Source organism: Pseudarthrobacter quantipunctorum (assembly GCF_045291495.1).
Lineage (GTDB): Bacteria > Actinomycetota > Actinomycetes > Actinomycetales > Micrococcaceae > Arthrobacter > Arthrobacter quantipunctorum.
Genome location: NZ_CP148033.1, coordinates 1,060,558 through 1,076,410 on the forward strand (window position 1 = coordinate 1,060,558; position 15,853 = coordinate 1,076,410).

Annotated in this window: 17 protein-coding genes and 1 tRNA gene; 12 read left to right on the forward strand and 6 right to left on the reverse strand. The window is 65.8% G+C overall.

Annotated features, from left to right (window positions below; translation table 11 throughout):
- Positions 1–277: 277 nt before the first annotated feature.
- The 5 genes from WHH00_RS04835 to WHH00_RS04855 all read left to right on the forward strand — a co-directional run bounded on the left by WHH00_RS04835 (position 278) and on the right by WHH00_RS04855 (position 4,987).
- Entirely contained in the window at positions 278–1,045 is a 768-nt protein-coding gene (locus WHH00_RS04835; RefSeq protein WP_406637021.1) for a permease, read from the forward strand.
- Positions 1,046–1,218: 173 nt separating this feature from the next.
- Positions 1,219–1,827, forward strand: a complete 609-nt coding sequence (locus tag WHH00_RS04840; protein WP_104998656.1) for an FABP family protein — start codon at positions 1,219–1,221, stop codon at positions 1,825–1,827.
- Positions 1,828–1,925: 98 nt separating this feature from the next.
- Entirely contained in the window at positions 1,926–3,011 is a 1,086-nt protein-coding gene (locus WHH00_RS04845) for a YgfZ/GcvT domain-containing protein (protein ID WP_406637024.1), read from the forward strand.
- On the forward strand, positions 3,008–3,412 hold the full coding sequence (locus WHH00_RS04850; RefSeq protein WP_406637026.1) for an ankyrin repeat domain-containing protein: 405 nt from the start codon (positions 3,008–3,010) through the stop codon (positions 3,410–3,412). Before WHH00_RS04845 ends, WHH00_RS04850 begins: the two co-directional genes overlap by 4 nt.
- Positions 3,413–3,469: 57 nt before the next feature.
- Entirely contained in the window at positions 3,470–4,987 is a 1,518-nt protein-coding gene (locus WHH00_RS04855) for a DHA2 family efflux MFS transporter permease subunit (RefSeq protein ID WP_406637028.1), read from the forward strand.
- On the opposite strand, the gene WHH00_RS04860 is transcribed toward WHH00_RS04855, so the two are convergent.
- The 5 genes from WHH00_RS04860 to WHH00_RS04880 all read right to left on the reverse strand — a co-directional run bounded on the left by WHH00_RS04860 (position 4,949) and on the right by WHH00_RS04880 (position 9,107).
- Positions 4,949–5,665 carry a GNAT family N-acetyltransferase gene (locus WHH00_RS04860; RefSeq protein WP_406637030.1) on the reverse strand — a complete coding sequence of 239 codons (717 nt, stop codon included), beginning with the start codon at positions 5,663–5,665 and terminating at the stop codon, positions 4,949–4,951. The genes WHH00_RS04855 and WHH00_RS04860 overlap by 39 nt on opposite strands.
- 75 nt (positions 5,666–5,740) lie before the next feature.
- Positions 5,741–6,766, reverse strand: a complete 1,026-nt coding sequence (locus WHH00_RS04865) for an ATP-dependent 6-phosphofructokinase (RefSeq protein ID WP_231454790.1) — start codon at positions 6,764–6,766, stop codon at positions 5,741–5,743.
- 150 nt (positions 6,767–6,916) lie between these two features.
- A complete protein-coding gene (locus WHH00_RS04870; RefSeq protein WP_231454789.1) occupies positions 6,917–7,174 on the reverse strand; it encodes a PspC domain-containing protein in 258 nt (85 codons plus the stop codon).
- A gap of 3 nt (positions 7,175–7,177) precedes the next feature.
- Complete coding sequence (locus WHH00_RS04875) at positions 7,178–7,462, reverse strand: hypothetical protein (protein ID WP_406637033.1); 285 nt, start codon at positions 7,460–7,462, stop codon at positions 7,178–7,180.
- 1 nt (position 7,463) lies between these two features.
- A complete protein-coding gene (locus WHH00_RS04880; RefSeq protein WP_406637035.1) occupies positions 7,464–9,107 on the reverse strand; it encodes a PspC domain-containing protein in 1,644 nt (547 codons plus the stop codon).
- 124 nt (positions 9,108–9,231) lie between these two features.
- Here WHH00_RS04880 and WHH00_RS04885 point away from each other — a divergent pair, with 124 nt between their 5' ends.
- The 4 genes from WHH00_RS04885 (at position 9,232) to WHH00_RS04900 (ending at position 12,904) form a co-directional block, all read left to right on the forward strand.
- Entirely contained in the window at positions 9,232–10,668 is a 1,437-nt protein-coding gene (locus WHH00_RS04885) for a PspC domain-containing protein (RefSeq protein WP_406637037.1), read from the forward strand.
- Positions 10,665–11,348 carry a LuxR C-terminal-related transcriptional regulator gene (locus WHH00_RS04890; RefSeq protein ID WP_406637039.1) on the forward strand — a complete coding sequence of 228 codons (684 nt, stop codon included), beginning with the start codon at positions 10,665–10,667 and terminating at the stop codon, positions 11,346–11,348. Before WHH00_RS04885 ends, WHH00_RS04890 begins: the two co-directional genes overlap by 4 nt.
- Before the next feature lie 381 nt (positions 11,349–11,729).
- Positions 11,730–12,053 carry a helix-turn-helix domain-containing protein gene (locus tag WHH00_RS04895; RefSeq protein ID WP_400516289.1) on the forward strand — a complete coding sequence of 108 codons (324 nt, stop codon included), beginning with the start codon at positions 11,730–11,732 and terminating at the stop codon, positions 12,051–12,053.
- A 50-nt stretch (positions 12,054–12,103) separates the two neighbouring features.
- Positions 12,104–12,904, forward strand: a complete 801-nt coding sequence (locus tag WHH00_RS04900; protein ID WP_406637041.1) for an IS3 family transposase — start codon at positions 12,104–12,106, stop codon at positions 12,902–12,904.
- A gap of 88 nt (positions 12,905–12,992) precedes the next feature.
- Here WHH00_RS04900 and WHH00_RS04905 read toward each other — a convergent pair whose 3' ends face one another.
- Complete coding sequence (locus WHH00_RS04905) at positions 12,993–14,210, reverse strand: pyridoxal phosphate-dependent aminotransferase (RefSeq protein ID WP_406637043.1); 1,218 nt, start codon at positions 14,208–14,210, stop codon at positions 12,993–12,995.
- 272 nt (positions 14,211–14,482) lie between these two features.
- Between WHH00_RS04905 and WHH00_RS04910 the strand changes: the two genes are divergently transcribed.
- The 3 genes from WHH00_RS04910 to nusG all read left to right on the forward strand — a co-directional run bounded on the left by WHH00_RS04910 (position 14,483) and on the right by nusG (position 15,838).
- A tRNA-Trp gene (locus tag WHH00_RS04910) sits at positions 14,483–14,555 on the forward strand.
- Positions 14,556–14,636: 81 nt separating this feature from the next.
- Entirely contained in the window at positions 14,637–14,921 is a 285-nt protein-coding gene (secE, locus tag WHH00_RS04915; protein ID WP_104184345.1) for a preprotein translocase subunit SecE, read from the forward strand.
- A gap of 113 nt (positions 14,922–15,034) precedes the next feature.
- Positions 15,035–15,838, forward strand: coding sequence for a transcription termination/antitermination protein NusG (gene nusG, locus WHH00_RS04920; RefSeq protein WP_406637046.1), 804 nt, complete (start codon positions 15,035–15,037; stop codon positions 15,836–15,838).
- The last annotated feature ends 15 nt before the right edge of the window (positions 15,839–15,853 follow it).

A 15,853-nucleotide genomic window follows, 5' to 3' on the forward strand; every position in this document is an offset into this window, starting at 1 on the left:
CTGGCTTCCTGCTCCGGCATTGGGCCAGCGGAAAAGGGCCGGCCTGCCACCTCAGCAGTGAGCTTAGCTGAGCTTTGAGTATACCTGCAGGCCTGTCCGGAGCCATGGATCCGGGCCGGATCCGGGGACGTTTTGCGACATATCCTGTTCATATAAGGCAGGATTGAAGCCAGGGCCCCGACGCCCTCCGCGAAGGGCGGTCCCGCCCTTCCAGGTCGACGCCAGGATGGGATTGCAGCGCAGTGAGTGCAGAAACTAAATCCAGGCCGGGCTCCGCATGACCGCGGAGCTGCAGGCGCCGGCGCGGTCGTTGGGCTCATGGACTATCGGCCTCGTGGGGATCGCCGGCCTCGCTGCGATCATCACCGGTGTCTACACCTCCCCTGAGGTGCTCGTGGCCGTCGCTGTTGCGATGGCAGCCGCCATCGGCATCGGGTGGCCGCACTTCCTCCGGATACCCGCCAAGAAGACACTCGCCGCCGTCATTGCCGTGCCGGGTGCCGGGGCAGCGGTTGCTGCCGGCCTTGCACCTGCCCCCGGCTACCTCGACTGGACCCCGGCGTTTATCGCCCTGGGCATGATGGCCGTTTTCATCGTGCAGCTGCTCCGTGGAACAGGGCAGGCCCAGCGGCTGGAATCCACCCTGGGCTGTTGCGCGGGGGTGCTGCTCGCCTGCCTGGGCTCAGGCTGGATAGCCGGCGCACGGTTCAACGGCGTCCGCGAGATGCTCCTGGTGGCTGCCATCAGCGCCGCGGTTGCCCTGCTGGCCGGGCTTATCCGCTGGCCGGACAGCGTGGTGGCGCCCCTGGGGATCGTGCTGGCAGGACTGGCCGGACCGCTCGCCGGGCTGGTGCTCTCGGACATCGCCGTCCTGCCGGCAGCTATCTTCGGCGTCGTGGTAGGGGCGGTGCTGGCGAGCTTCCGGCGCCTGGCCACCCTGCGGGGTGCGCCCCTGAACGTCCCCGCTGCCCTTAGCATGGGCCTTGCCCCTGTCTCGGCGGTGGGTTCCCTGGCCTACTTCATAGACAAACTACTCATCTACTAACGCGTTAGGATGGCATCATGTCCGTACTTGCTTTTGAAATCTTCTTCCTTGTCCTGCTCGGCATCGCCAGCCTCGCCATGGCCTGGTTTGCCGGATTCGTGGTCTACCGCCTGTTCAAGGGCCAGAAGTAGTCGTCTTTTTCCGGAGCTTGCCGATTTCCAGAGGTAGTCGCTGTGCCCATTGAGATCCCGACAGACCTGACTCCAGAACTCGTTCCGCTTTCCTGGCTCATTGGTGAGTGGGAGGGCCGCGGCCGCCTCGGCAGCGGTGACGAGGACTCGGAGCACTTCCTGCAGCACGTGTCCTTTACGCACAACGGGCTGCCGTACCTTCAGTACCGCGCTGAGAGCTGGCTGACGGACGACGACGGCACGCGCCTGCGGCCGCTCACCGTCGAGACCGGCTTCTGGGCGCTGGAGCGCAAACAGCTTGATGCCGACGGCGGCCCGGGCCTGATCCCCGCGGACATCGTTCCGGCGCTGAAGAGTGCCGACGAGGTGGAGGCCCTGCGCAACAGCGAGGGAGGGTTTGACATCTCGGTGTCCATCTCCCACCCCGGCGGAATCTCCGAGCTGTACTACGGGCAGATCAAGGGTCCGCAGATCCAGCTCACCACCGATATGGTGATGCGCGGGAGCCATTCCAAGGACTACAGCGCAGCCACCCGCATCTTCGGACTGGTGGACGGCAACCTCCTGTGGCGCTGGGATGTCGCTGTTGGCGGCAAGGAAGGCAAGGGCCTGGAAGCGCACGCCTCGGCCTTCCTGAAAAAGGTTTCCTGACTCCTTCCGGTCCTTCGGCTTAATGACGCGGGCGGCCCGGATCCACTCCGGCCACAGCAATCCGGAATACCGCCGAGCCCCAAGGACTTCTACTACATATGACTACTCCCAGCCCCCTGCTGTCGCGCCCTGGCGCCGTTGAGGCGGCCGGCGCGGACGCCGGCGTTGCCGCCCACTATGGCGAGCCCCTGCGCGAGCAGCGCGCCCTCGCGGCCGGAACCGCCGTCGTCGACCTCTCCCACCGCGGTGTTGTTACGGTCACCGGTCCGGACCGCCTGAGCTGGCTCAACACCCTTTCCTCCCAGCAGGTTGCAGGCCTTCAGCCGAGCGAATCCAGTGAACTCCTCCTCCTGAGCGTGCAGGGCAGGATCGATTTCGACGCCCGCGTGATCGACGACGGCGCCACCACCTGGCTCATCGTCGAGGCTGCCGAGGCGGCGCCGCTGGCCGAGTTCCTCAACAGGATGAAGTTCATGCTGCGGGTGGACATCGCCGATGTTTCCGCGGACTGGGCCGTCGTGGGCAGCACGAAGGCTGTCCCGGAGTGGTCCGGCCTGCTGGCGTGGCAGGACCCGTGGCCGCATGTGGGGGCCGGCGGCTACTCCTATGCGACGGTCCCGGAGGCCAGCCACCCGGGGCTCGACCGCCCCTGGTTCGAATACCTCATTCCCGCCGCTGACCTGGAGGAGAAGGTCGCGGGACGGCCGCTTGCGGGCGTCCTGGCAGCCGAAGCGCTGCGCGTGGCGGCCTGGCGCCCCAGGATCGGCGCGGAAACGGACGACAAAACCATCCCGCACGAGCTCGACCTGCTCCGGACCGCGGTGCACCTGGCCAAGGGCTGCTACAAGGGGCAGGAAACCATAGCGCGGGTGCACAACCTGGGCCATCCGCCGCGCCGCCTCGTCTTCCTCCAGCTGGACGGATCCCAGCACACCCTGCCGCAGGCAGGAAGCCCGGTCCTGGTGGGGGAGCGCAAAGTGGGGACGGTGACGTCTGTGGCCCAGCACTATGAGATGGGCCCGGTTGCGCTGGCAGTCATAAAGCGTTCCGTCGCGCCGGATGAAATACTGACGGTCCTGGACGGCGACGAGCCATACCCTGCCGCCCAGGAACTCATCGTTGCCCCCGACGCCGGCCAGGTGGTGGGGCGCCAGACCGGATTCATGAAGGGGCCGCGCCCATGACTGACAACGTCCAGCCCGATCCCGGGCCCGACGACGACGCGCTGGCTTTGGCGCACACGCTCTTCCAGGCTGCCAGGGAGGGGGACACGGCCCTGCTGCGTGCCTACCTGGACGCGGGCGCTCCCGCCACCCTGACCAATGCGGCAGGGGATTCGCTTTTGATGCTGGCCGCCTACCACGGACATGCGGAAACCGTGCAGCTCATCCTGGAACACGGTGCCGAGCCCGGCACCGCCAACGACCGGGGCCAGACTCCGCTCGCCGGAGCGGCCTTCAAGGGCTACACCGATGTGGCCCGGGTCCTGCTGGATGCCGGCGCCGACCCCGATGCCGGTGCGCCGTCGGCCCGCGCCGCTGCCCGGATGTTCGCCCGCCAGGAGATCCTGGACCTCCTGGTGTAACCGGGACCCAGCCGTTCACCGGTCCCGCCGGCAGCAACCACCTGACGAAGGATGACCGTGGAAAACGTAGCAAAACCCTGGCCGGCCCTGTGGTCCCTGGTGATCGGGTTCTTCATGATCCTGATCGACACCACCATCGTGTCCGTGGCGAACCCGCGGATCATGGAGGGGCTTGGTGCGGACATCAATTCGGTCATCTGGGTCACCAGCGCCTACCTCCTGGCCTACGCGGTCCCGCTGCTCATCACGGGCAGGCTGGGCGATCGCTTCGGGCCCAAGAAGCTCTACTTGTCTGGGCTGGTCGTCTTTACGCTGGCTTCGCTGTGGTGCGGGCTGTCCGGCGATGTGGAGACGCTTATCGCGGCACGCGTGGTGCAGGGCCTCGGTGCCGCCATGATGACGCCGCAGACCATGGCAGTCATCACCCGGATCTTCCCGCCGGACCGGCGGGGCGCGGCCATGGCCATCTGGGGCGCCACCGCCGGAATGGCCACCCTCGTGGGCCCTATCCTGGGCGGTGTCCTGGTGGACGGCCTCGGCTGGGAATGGATCTTCTTCATCAACGTCCCCATCGGTATTGCCGGTTTCATCCTTGCCCTGCGCAACGTGCCGGCCCTCAGCACCCACCCGCACAGGTTCGACATCCCCGGCGTGGTGCTCAGCGCCGTCGGACTTTTCCTCCTGGTGTTCGGCATCCAGGAAGGCGAAACCTACAACTGGGGCGCCATCGCCGGGCCCGTCACGGTGTGGGGCCTGATCATCGCAGGCCTTGCCGTGCTGGCTCTCTTTGTGCTCTGGCAGCGGTTTAACAAGGGCGAGCCGCTGCTGCCCCTGGCGCTTTTCCGGGACCGGAACTTCTCCCTGGCCAACATCGGAATCACCACCGTTGGCTTCACTGTGACCGCGTTCAGCCTTCCCCTGATCTTCTACTACCAGTTGGTCCGCGGCCTCACGCCCACCCAGTCCGCGCTGATGATGGTTCCCATGGCCCTGATCTCGGGCGGCCTGGCGCCGGTGGTGGGGAAAATCATCGACAAAATCAATCCCAAATTCATCACGGCCGCCGGCCTGGTGCTGATGGCCGTGGCCCTCGCCTGGAACTCGGCCCTGATGCAGCCGGACACCCCCATCCTGCTGTTCCTCCTGCCCAGCGCCATCCTGGGATTCGCCAACGCCGGCATCTGGGCTCCGCTCAGCACCACCGCCACCCGCAACCTCCCTCCGCGGCAGGCCGGGGCCGGGTCCGGCGTCTACAACACCACACGGCAGATCGGGGCCGTGCTGGGCAGCGCAGCCATCGCGGTGCTGATCCAGGCGCGGCTCGCCGCAGAGCTTCCGTCCGGTGCACCCGGCGGGGCTGCGGGTGAGGGCATGGGCATGTCCGGAAGCCTCCCTGAGGCCCTTCACGGCGGATTTTCGACGGCGATGGGGCAGTCCATCCTGCTGCCGGCCGGGGTCATCCTGGTTGGCGCAGCCGTGGCGCTGTTCTTCGCCAAGCCTCAGCCGGCTCAGGGCTGGGGCGGAGGCGTTCCGGGGTCAGCCAAGGTGGACGCTGGTCTGGATTCCGCCGGCTGACAAGCCCAGCTTCCGGGCCAGTGCCAGGGAACCGGTGTTGCTGACGTCCGTCCGCCACTGGAGCGTCAGGCCCGCCGCGAGGGCCTCGTGGGCGGCGATCGAGGCTGCCAGGGACCCCAGGCCGCGCCGGCGCCAACCAGGATCCACCAGGACGCCAAGATGGGCCAGCAGCCCCTCCCACTCGGAGTACGCGCCGCAGGCAAGGGGCACCCGGCGCCCCTCCAGCTCATCGACGATGGTGTAGCGGTGCTCCAGGTCTGAGAGTCCCACCTCGTTGACGTCGTCCGGCGGGCAGCGGCCCTCAAGCTCGATCGCTTCAGCGTTGCCGTGCGAGACCGTCATTTCCTCCGGCGGCTGCCTGAGGGGAAGGTCGTCCGCAAAAAAGAGGGCGGCCGCCCCCATGCCGTGCCCGCCGTGCTGCCTGGTGAGCGTCAGGAGGGTGACGTGCTGCGCCATTTCCTCGTCGGGGAGGTCCGCCGCGGCGTCGATGACCCATTGCGGACCCACCAGCGCCGAGCTGCCGAACAACCGGACGAACTCGACGGTCCGTGCCGACTCGTCGGCGCGGATTATGCGTTCTCCGGAGGCAAGGGCGGAACTGAAGGCGCCATCATCCAGTCCCAGGCGCCGGGCCCATGCCAGCTGGATGATGGCGGCCGAACCGGGGTCGAGTGTCATGCTCCCAGCCTAGGACGGGCAGCCGGTCCAGCCGGACAGGACACTTCGGCGGCCAGCACACTTCAGGGGAACGATTTAGCCGAACAGTACTGCAGCTTCGTCGTAGCGGTTCTGGGGGACGGTCTTCAGCTTGCCCAGGGCTTCCTGGAAGCCCACGTGCTCGATGTCCGTTCCCTTGAGCGCCACCATGGTGCCCCAGTAGCCCTCCACCACCGAGTCGATGGCTGCCATGCCCAGCCGGGTGGCCAGGACACGGTCGAAGGCGGACGGCACGCCGCCGCGCTGGATGTGGCCCAGGATGGTGGCGCGGGTTTCAATGCCGGTCCGGGCTTCAAGTTCCGGGGCGAGCTGGTCTGCGATGCCGCCCAGGCGGGGCCGGCCGAAGGTGTCCAGGCCGCGCTCTGAGTGCGGGGTTTCCATGTGCTCGGGCACGAACCCTTCAGCCACGACCACCAGGGGCGCGCGGCCGCGGGCGTGGGCCTCGTTCACCCATTCGGTGATCTGTTCGATGCTGACTTTCTGTTCCGGAATGAGGATGGCGTGGGCGCCTGCGGCCATGCCGGCGTGCAGGGCGATCCAGCCGACGTGCCGGCCCATGACTTCGGCAATCATGCAGCGGTGGTGCGATTCCCCGGTGGTCCTGAGCCTGTCGATTGCCTCGGTGGCGATCTGCACGGCGGTGTCGAAACCGAAGGTGTAGTCGGTGGCGTCGAGGTCGTTGTCAACGGTCTTGGGAACGCCGACGATCTTCAGCCCTGCGTCGGTGAGCCGCTTGGCCGCCGCCAGCGTGCCCTCACCGCCGATCGCGATGATGGCATCGATGCCCAGGCGCTCCATGTGGGCCTTGATGACGTCGGGGCCGCCGCCGTTTTCGAACGGGTTGGTGCGGGAGGTACCCAGGATGGTGCCGCCCTGCTTGGCAATGCCGCGGACCATGGTCCGGGGGATGTCGATGATGTCGCCCTCAACAACGCCGCGCCAGCCGTCGAGGAAACCGACGAACTCGTGGCCGTGGATGGCAATTCCTTTAAGGACTGCACCGCGGATAACCGCATTCAGTCCGGGGCAGTCGCCACCGCTGGTAAGGATTCCAATTTTCATGTCTCGCTCAAATCCTGGGGAGAGGGTTTACAGGCAGAGCGCCACGCTGAGCTCACATAGAGTCTAGTGCGGTGTGTGCGGTACGACACAAACTGGTTACACGAAGGGCCCCGTTCCTCAGTGGAGGAACGGGGCCCTGTGCGGCAGTGTTTACGGGCGGTTCAGTGACCGCCTGTCGAGGAACGCCTGCAGCGGGATGACGTTCCGCTGGTCCGGCAGGATTACCCAGGCCACAAGGTAGAAAACGAAGGCCGGGCCGGGGAGGAGCGCAAAGAGGAGGAAGGCAATCCGGACGTAGGCGACGTCCACGTTGAGCTTTGCTGCGATCCCTCCCAGCACGCCTCCGAGGATGCGCTGGGGTCCGCGTTTCAGGCCCAGGCCCCTGACGATGCTGAAGAATTTATCCATGGTTCAAGACTTCCGTGTTGCGGTGCTGTTGTCACCTTTCCGGGCGGAAAGGAGTCCTCCGACCACCAGGGCCGCACCCGCCCCGATCATGAGACCGATCAGGACGTAGGTCCCGTTGAGGGTGACGATTCCGAGCTGGGCGATGATGATCAGGGCTGCGAGGGCCACCACGATCAGGCCCCATACGATGGTTCCCACCCGCGCCCCCGTGGGTGGGACGGCGTCGGTGTGCGCGGCCGTGGTGCTTCCCGGAATGTACGGGTCCGGTGCCGGTGTCTGGCTGCTCATGTCAGTTACCTTCCTCAATGGTGACGTTGCTGACGGTGCCGTCGATCTCGATGACCAGGTGGCTGCCGGGCTTGTCGGTGTTGTAGCTGCTTTCGCGTGTGGTTGTCCCGCCGCGCTGGCTGCCGCCTTCCGCGAGGTTGCCCAGGGTCATATCGGCGCGGATGTCCACGGGGACGGAGTCCGGGATGACCACCGTGACGTTGCTGGCGGTGAAATCAAGGGGGACCAGCACTTCGGACTCAAGGGGTTCGTCCAGGTCGAGCGCGGTGAGGTCAACGGTGCCGCGTCCTGCCGTGATGTTCAGCCCTTCGCTTGCCTGCTGGATGCTGGTGGGTGCCCAGTCGACTTCCTGGAAGCGGACACGCTCGCCGTTGTTGCCCACCACGTTGAAGATTCCTCCCGTGACGAGGGCTGCCACCGCAAAGAACGACAGGATGCCCGAGGTCCGGCCGCGGAAGCCCAGGATGAGGATTGCGAGGCCCAGGACTGCAGCCGCGCTGGCCCAGGCGATGGCGTTTGTGGAGTCACCAAGGTCGATGATGTTGGTAACGTCCAGGGCTTTCAGTCCCGCGCCGACAATCAGTGCGCTGCCGGCAGCGATGGCGACGGCGGGGGCACCGGGACCTGCGGGGCGCACCTTGGGTGCCGTTGGCGGTCCCTGCGGTTGCCAGGTGCTGCCGGTGCCTTTGTAGTCCCATCCGCCGCTGCCGGATCCGGCGGCGCCGTATGGGCTGCCAGTGAACGGCCCGGTCCCTGCAACGTCCGAGTACGGGGGAGCGGTTGCAGCAGAGGGTGCGGCAGAGTGCGTGGTGGTGCCGGGATAGGTGGTGCCCGCATAGGACGTAGTCCCGGATGCCGCTGCGCCCGCCGGTGTTCCAACCGCTGCTTTGTTACGCTGCGCGAGGTAGTAGACCAGGTAGATGGCGCCGCCGACCCAGAAGAGGGTCCAGAGGAAGGCGCCGAAGCCGTGGTTGCTCCAGCCCCAAAAATCGCCTCCCAGTCCGCTGAAGCCGAGGATTACGGCGATCAGTGAACCGGTCATGCCGCTGGTCCAGCGCCCTGCGCCGGCTTCCTGGACATGGATCCTTCCGTCGGGCTCTGGCAGGAAGGCCCAGGCAAGACCGTAGAAAAGTACCCCGATGCCGGCGAACAGCGTCATCACGATGAAGACGCCGCGGACGATCAGCGGGTCGATGCCCAGGCGCCGCGCGATGCCGCTGGAGACGCCGCCGATCCAGCGGTCCTGGCCGCGGGTGATCCCATGGCTGCGCACCCAGCGGAAAAAGTCCGACTGTTGATTGGGTGCTCCGGCATAGGGGTAGCTGCGGGAGCCCTGGCCAGGATTGCCGTCATCGGGATTGTCCTGGCCCGGGAAGTATCCAGCCGGCTGCCCGGTAGAAGCCGCACCGGCGCTGTCCTGCGCGGCGTGGTCCCGGGTGGATCCGTGACTGGAGCCGTCCGGGTCTTCCTGCTCCTGCTTCTGTTCCTGCTTGGGGGCCGGGCCGGAAGCCAATGCGGGATCAGGTGAGCCGGCAGGCGCCTGCTGATCAGGCGGCAGGAGGGGCAACGTGGGGTTTTCGTTTTCCCGCTTGGGGATGGGCTCGGTGGGGTGGCCGTCGTCAGGGGTGGGGGTTTGCGAGTTCATGCTTCGATCCTTCCGCCTGCCGGGCTTCGGCTCTACTGGGGGACACCCTGAACGGCCCCTGAGCGGACCCCGGATCCCGGCGGAATGCGGGCTTGGGAACCCTGATCCGTGCTTGGATTGATCCATGACAACCGTCCCCGCCCGCCTCCCGCTGGTCCGCCGCAGCGACCGCTTCCTTGCAGGCGTGTGCTCAGGCCTTGCCGCCCACCTCGGGGTGCCGGTGGTTCACGTGCGGGTGGCAATGGTCCTGGCCTCGCTGGCTGGCGGCGCCGGCGTCGTCTTCTACGCCTGGTTGTGGATCATGGTCCCCACTGCTGACGAAAGCGAACGGCGGCAGGCGCGCCGGCCGCCGTCGCCCATTGCACCGGCCGTCAGCCGTGAGGGTGTGCCGGCCGCAGTTCCCTGGTCCGCGGGCCCGTCCGGCGGCGTAATGGCTCCGTACCTGACCGCTGCGCCCGCCGTTCCCGGCGACGGCCTTCGCGCAGATACTGCCGTTCCGGGAGGCCGAGGATACCCTGCGCCGGCGGACGCCGGTGTGCCCCTGTCCGAGGCCGTGCGGCCGCCCTGGTTTCGGTTCCGGGAGATGCGGTACGGCAAGGAAATTTTGCTTGGAGCCGGGCTGCTGCTGGTGGCAGGCATCCTGGTCGCCCAACTGCTGGGCGTAAGTGTGCCACTGGGGACACTCATACCGGCAGCGGCAGTGCTTGGCGGCGCCTCCATTGCGTGGATGCAGCTGGACGAGACCCGGCGGGCGGGGCTGGTGGACAAAACCAAGGCGGACCAGGCAGGGGGCTGGGCCCGGCTTGCGGCGGGCCTGGCGCTGGTGGTGGCCGGCGTCCTGGTGATGGTGTCCGGATCCGGTTCCTGGGAGCAGACCTGGCTGGCGCTGCTGGCCTCTGTGGCTGTCCTCGGCGGGGTGGTGCTGGTCCTGCTGCCGTGGGCGCTGAAGTTCTGGCGCGACCTGGAAACCGAGCGGGCCGGCAGGATCCGGGAAACCGAACGGGCCGAGATTGCGGCCCACCTTCATGACTCGGTGCTGCAGACGCTGGCCCTGATCCAGCGGCGGGCGGCCAACGAGCACGATGTGCTCCGGCTGGCCCGTGCCCAGGAACGTGAGCTGCGGGGCTGGCTTTTCGCGGATCCCGGCAAGGACGCCGGGCAACTGTCGGACCGGATCAAGGCCGTGGCCGCCGAGGTGGAGGACCTGCTGGGCAACGCCGTCGAGGTGGTATGCGTGGGGGACACAGCCGTCACGGAAGGCCATGAAGCGCTGATCCAGGCAAGCCGGGAGGCCATGCTCAACGCCTCCCGCCACGGGGGAGGGACGGTCTCGGTCTATCTGGAGGTCTCCGGCGGCCGCACCGAGGTCTTCATCAAGGACCGCGGCCCCGGATTTGAGCTGCAGCACGTGCCGGAGGACAGGCTCGGGGTCAGGGAATCCATCATCGGACGCATGAACCGCCATGGCGGCACGGCTGCAATCACCAGCAGCAGCGAAGGCACGGAGGTGCGGCTGGGCTACCCCGCTGCCACCCAGGACAGCACGGAAGGCAAGCCATGAATGCAGCACAGGGACCGGGGTCGGCTCCGGCCGCAAGGTCCGCCCGGGTGGTCATTGTGGACGACCACGCGATCTTCCGCTCCGGCCTGAAAGCGGACCTGGACCCCAGTATCCAGGTGGTGGGTGAGGCGGCGACGGTGGAACAGGCCATCGCCGTTATTGCGCAGCAGCGTCCGGACGTGGTGCTGCTGGACGTTCACCTGCCAGGCGGCCTTGGCGGCGGGGGCCGCGAGGTCATCGCCGGTTCCGCCGCCGTGCTGCCCGCCACCAAGTTCCTTGCCCTCAGTGTCTCGGACGCTGCCGAGGACGTGGTTGCGGTGATCCGGGCGGGGGCGCGCGGCTACGTCACAAAGACCATCTCGGGGGCAGAAATCACCGACGCCGTGTACCGGGTTGCCGGCGGGGACGCGGTCTTCTCGCCGCGGCTGGCAGGCTTCGTCCTGGACGCTTTCGGTACCGCGCCCGCGGACATTGCCGACGACGAACTGGACAAGCTGTCCGCCCGGGAACTCGAGGTCATGCGCCTCATCGCCCGCGGCTACAGCTACAAGGAAGTGGCCAAGCAGCTGTTCATCAGCATCAAGACGGTGGAAACCCACGTCTCGGCAGTGCTGCGGAAGCTCCAGCTCTCCAGCCGCCACGAGCTGACCAAGTGGGCCGCCGAGCGCCGCCTCCTCTAACCCCGTTCCCCCAGACGCTCTATCACTTAACGCCGCATCCCCCCGGGACGCTCGCTCATTCGATGCGCATTTAACCCGGACGCTCTATCACTTGATGCGCCTTAAACCGGAACGCTCTATCACTTGATGCGCCTTTAAACCGGAACGCTCTATCACCCTGAACTGCTCCCCGGAAGTTGGACTGAGAAATTCAGTTCCGACTTCCGGGGAGCAGTTTTTATGCATACACGTAGTTCATTGTCTGAGGCGCAGCGCGAGGCGGCTGTAGCGTTGTTTGAGAAGGGTGTCGGGTATGGGTCGGCGGCTCGGTCGCTGGATGCGCCTCGTGTGCCGGTCAGGGCGCTGTATGGGCGGTGGAGGATTCATGGGCAAGGAGTGCTGGTGGCCAGGCCGGTGAGGTCGTACTCGTTTGAGTTCAAGCGTGCCCTGGTCGAGCGGTTCCTCGCGGGCGAGTCCGGCCCGGATCTGGCAGTCGAGGCAGGTCTGGCCTCGCGTGAGCTGCTGCAAAAGTGGGTCCGGGCGTACCGGCGCGAAGGCGAGGACGGGTTGCGGCCCAAGCCCAAAGGCCGGCCGCGGAAACCCGATTCGCCGCCGCCTGCGGATTTGTCCGAGCTTGAGCGGTTGCGGCGGGAGAACGAACGGCTGCGCGCTGAGGTGGCGTACCTGGGAAAACTGCGGGCCTTGAGGGAACAGGGACGACGGTAAAGGTTCAAGCCGTCGTTTCCCTCAAGGCTGACTATCCGCTTGGTGTCCTGTTGAACGTCGCCGGGCTGGCCAGGTCGACGTTCTTCTATCACCAGCCCCGGCTGCAGGCGCCGGACCCGGAAGAGAAACTCAAAGCCGCGGTCACGGAGATCTTCGAAACGAACCATGGCCGGTACGGGCACCGGCGGGTCCATACTGAGCTGTCCAAGCAAGGGTGGACGGTCGCGAAGAAGACTGTGCTGAAGCTGATGCAGGAACTCGGGCTGGTCTGCAGAGTCCGGCGCCGGAAGCGCTACAACTCCTACCAGGGCGAACAGGGCGCGGTAGCGCCCAACGTGCTGAACCGGGAGTTCGACGCCGATGCACCGAACCAGAAGTGGGTTACCGATGTGACGGAGTTCAGCGTCGGGGACCGGAAACTTTACCTCTCACCGGTCATGGACCTCTTTGACCGGCAGATCATTTCCTACTCGCTGGGCTCATCCCCGAACCTGGCGCTCACCAACGATTCCCTGCGTGAGGCCCTGACCTGCCTGCAGCCCGGCCACCAGCCGCTCGTGCATTCGGACCAAGGCATCCAATACCAACACGTCACCTGGCGGATCCTTCTCAAGGGCGCCGGCGCTGTCCAGTCGATGTCCCGCAAGGGCAACTGCTACGACAACGCAGTGATGGAGAACTTCTTTGGACATCTCAAGGAAGAACTCTTCCACCACGTCCGCTTCCTCAGCACCGAAGCACTGGCAACGGCACTGAACGAGTACATCCACTGGTACAACAACGAAAGAAACTCCACAAAGCTCAAAGGCCTGAGCCCGGTGCAATACCGGGCCAAGACCCTCGCAGCCTAGAATCCCAATTTAGCCAGTCCAACTATCGGGGACCAGTTCATAAGTGAGAGAGCGTCCGATATTTTCTTGCGTTAAGTGAGAGAGCGTCCTACTGGGCCTTGCCCAGGAAGTCCTGGAGCCGCTGCACGCCGGTCGCGAGGTCGTCGTCACCAAGCGCGTAGGAGAGGCGCAGGTAGCCGGACGGGCCGAAGGCCTCACCCGGAACCACCGCCACCTCAACCTCGTCCAGGATCAGTGCAGCCAGTTCAGCGGAGGTCTGCGGCGTGGCGGTGCCGGATGCCGTCGGGAATTCCTTGCCCAGCAGCGCACGGACGTCCGCGTAGACGTAGAAGGCGCCCTTCGGCGTCGGGCATTCAACGCCGGGGATGGCGTTCAGGCCGGCAGCGATCGCCTTGCGGCGGCGGTCAAAGGCGACCTTCATCTCGTCAACGGCGGTCAGCGGGCCTGAAACAGCGGCCAGGGCAGCGATCTGCATGATGTTGGAGACGTTGGACGTGGCGTGCGACTGGAGGTTGGTGGCGGCCTTGATGACGTCGGCCGGACCGATCATCCAGCCCACCCGCCAGCCGGTCATGGCATAGGTCTTGGCAACGCCGTTGAGGATGACCACTTTGTCGCCCAGCTCCGGTGCGGCGGTGGCGATGGAGGTGAAGGGCACGCCGTCGTACGTCAGGTGCTCGTAGATCTCGTCAGTGACCACCCAAAGGCCCTTTGCCGCTGCCCACTTGCCGATCTCCGCTACCTGCTCAGGCGAGTAGACGGAGCCTGTGGGGTTCGACGGCGAGACGAACAGCAGGATCTTCGTCCGGTCCGTGACGGCTGCTTCGAGCTGTTCCACAGTCACCAGGTAGTCCTGCTCAGGACCCGCGAACACCTCAACGGGCACACCGCCGGCCAAGCGGATGGCCTCCGGGTAGGTGGTCCAGAACGGGGTGGGGACAATAACCTCATCGCCCGGATCAACCAGCGTGGCGAACGTGTTGTAGACCGCCTGCTTGCCTCCGTTGGTGACCAGCACCTGGGAAGGGTCCACAGCGTAGCCGGAGTCGCGCAGCGTCTTTTCCGCGATGGCCTTCTTCAGCTCCGGCAGCCCGCCCGCGGGGGAGTAGCGGTGGTACTTCGGCTGGCCGGCAGCGTCGATGGCGGCCTGGACAATGTAATCCGGGGTGGGGAAGTCCGGTTCACCGGCACCGAACCCAATAACCGGCCGGCCCGCCGCCTTCAGCGCCTTCGCCTTGGCGTCAACGGCGAGGGTTGCGGATTCGGCAATTGCGGAAATGCGCTGGGAAACGCGGGCGGCAGACATGGCAGGTCCGTTCTTCGCTTGCAGCCTGGGGGCTGGAATGTGGGATTCGACGAGTTCTACTCTATGCTGTTCACCGGACCCTCCGGGTTGCCGGTTGTGACTGTGTCCTGGTCAAACATCAGGCCGGCCATCAGGGGAGGGCCGGGAATGTGCCGGTTCGACGAACGCGAAGTTGTTGCGTAGACTGGTTCACCGGTGTTGAAAACACGGATGATGACGTGCGCCCCAGTGCAAGCTGGTGCTTCGTGGTCAGACAGTGGAATTCACTCCATAGGGTAGTGGCGCAATTGGTAGCGCAGCGGTCTCCAAAACCGCAGGTTGCAGGTTCGAGTCCTGTCTGCCCTGCGCAAGCGCCCCGGGCGAAAATCCGGGGCAAGCGCAGTAACCATGGTTCTGATCAGAGCCGGGTAATCCAACATTGCAAAGATGAGCGAGGACCAGGTGACCGAAACAGCTGCCAGCAGCTCCAAGGGCCGCCCAGCTAAGAAGGACGCCAAGGCAAACTTCTTCGCCCGCATTGCACTCTTCGTCCGCCAGATCATCGGCGAACTGAAGAAGGTTGTTGCACCCACCCGCAAGGAACTGATCAATTACACGCTCGTGGTGCTGGTGTTCGTGGGCATCATGATGGTCATCGTCAGCCTGCTGGACATCGGTTTTGGAACTGCCGTCGGCTGGGTCTTCGGCGGGACCGGCACCACGGACAGCTAACGCTGCACGGTCCGCAGGCCGCGTGTTCCTCCGGGATTCCCGGACGGAACAGCGGTGTGCGGAATTGAGCCATTTAAATAGGCATGTTAGGCAATGAGGAAGCAGGAGACCAAGTGTCTGAGCAGGAGCTCGAGGTAACCGAGACTGAGCTGGAAGAGTCCGCGGACGTCACGGCAGAAGCCGGTAACGAGTCTGAGGTTGAGTCCTCCGCGCCCGAATCCGATGACGCCGGTTCCGACTTTGACGCAGAGGCAGACGCCGGCTCCGAAGAGGAGTCCACTGACGCCCTCGCCGCTGCCGCCGCCAAAGCAGACGTTGACCCCGCTGAGGAGTTCAAGGCCAAGCTGCGCCGCCAGGAAGGTGACTGGTACGTCATCCACTCCTACGCCGGTTACGAGAACCGCGTGAAGGCCAACCTGGAAACCCGCATCCAGACCCTGGACATGGAAGATTACATCTTCGAAATCCAGGTGCCCATGGAAGAAGTCGTTGAGATCAAGAACGCTCAGCGCAAGGTCATCAACCGCGTCCGCATCCCCGGCTACGTACTGGTCCGCATGGACCTGACCGACGCCTCGTGGGGCGCCGTCCGCCACACCCCGGGTGTCACCGGCTTCGTGGGCAACGCCCACAACCCCGTGCCGCTGCGCCTGGACGAGGTCTTCTCCATGCTCGCCCCGGTCTTTGAGGAAGAGCAGGCCGAGAAGGGCAAGCCGGTCAACAAGCAGAACCAGGCCCCCGTGGACGTGGACTTCGAAGTTGGCGAGTCCGTCATCGTCAAGGAGGGCCCGTTCGAGACCCTTCCGGCCACCATTTCCGAGATCAAGGTCGAATCCCAGACCCTCGTGGTGCTGGTGTCCATCTTCGAGCGCGAAACGCCGGTTACCCTGGCGTTCAACCAGGTCACCAAGATCTGATCACCCAAGAATTCG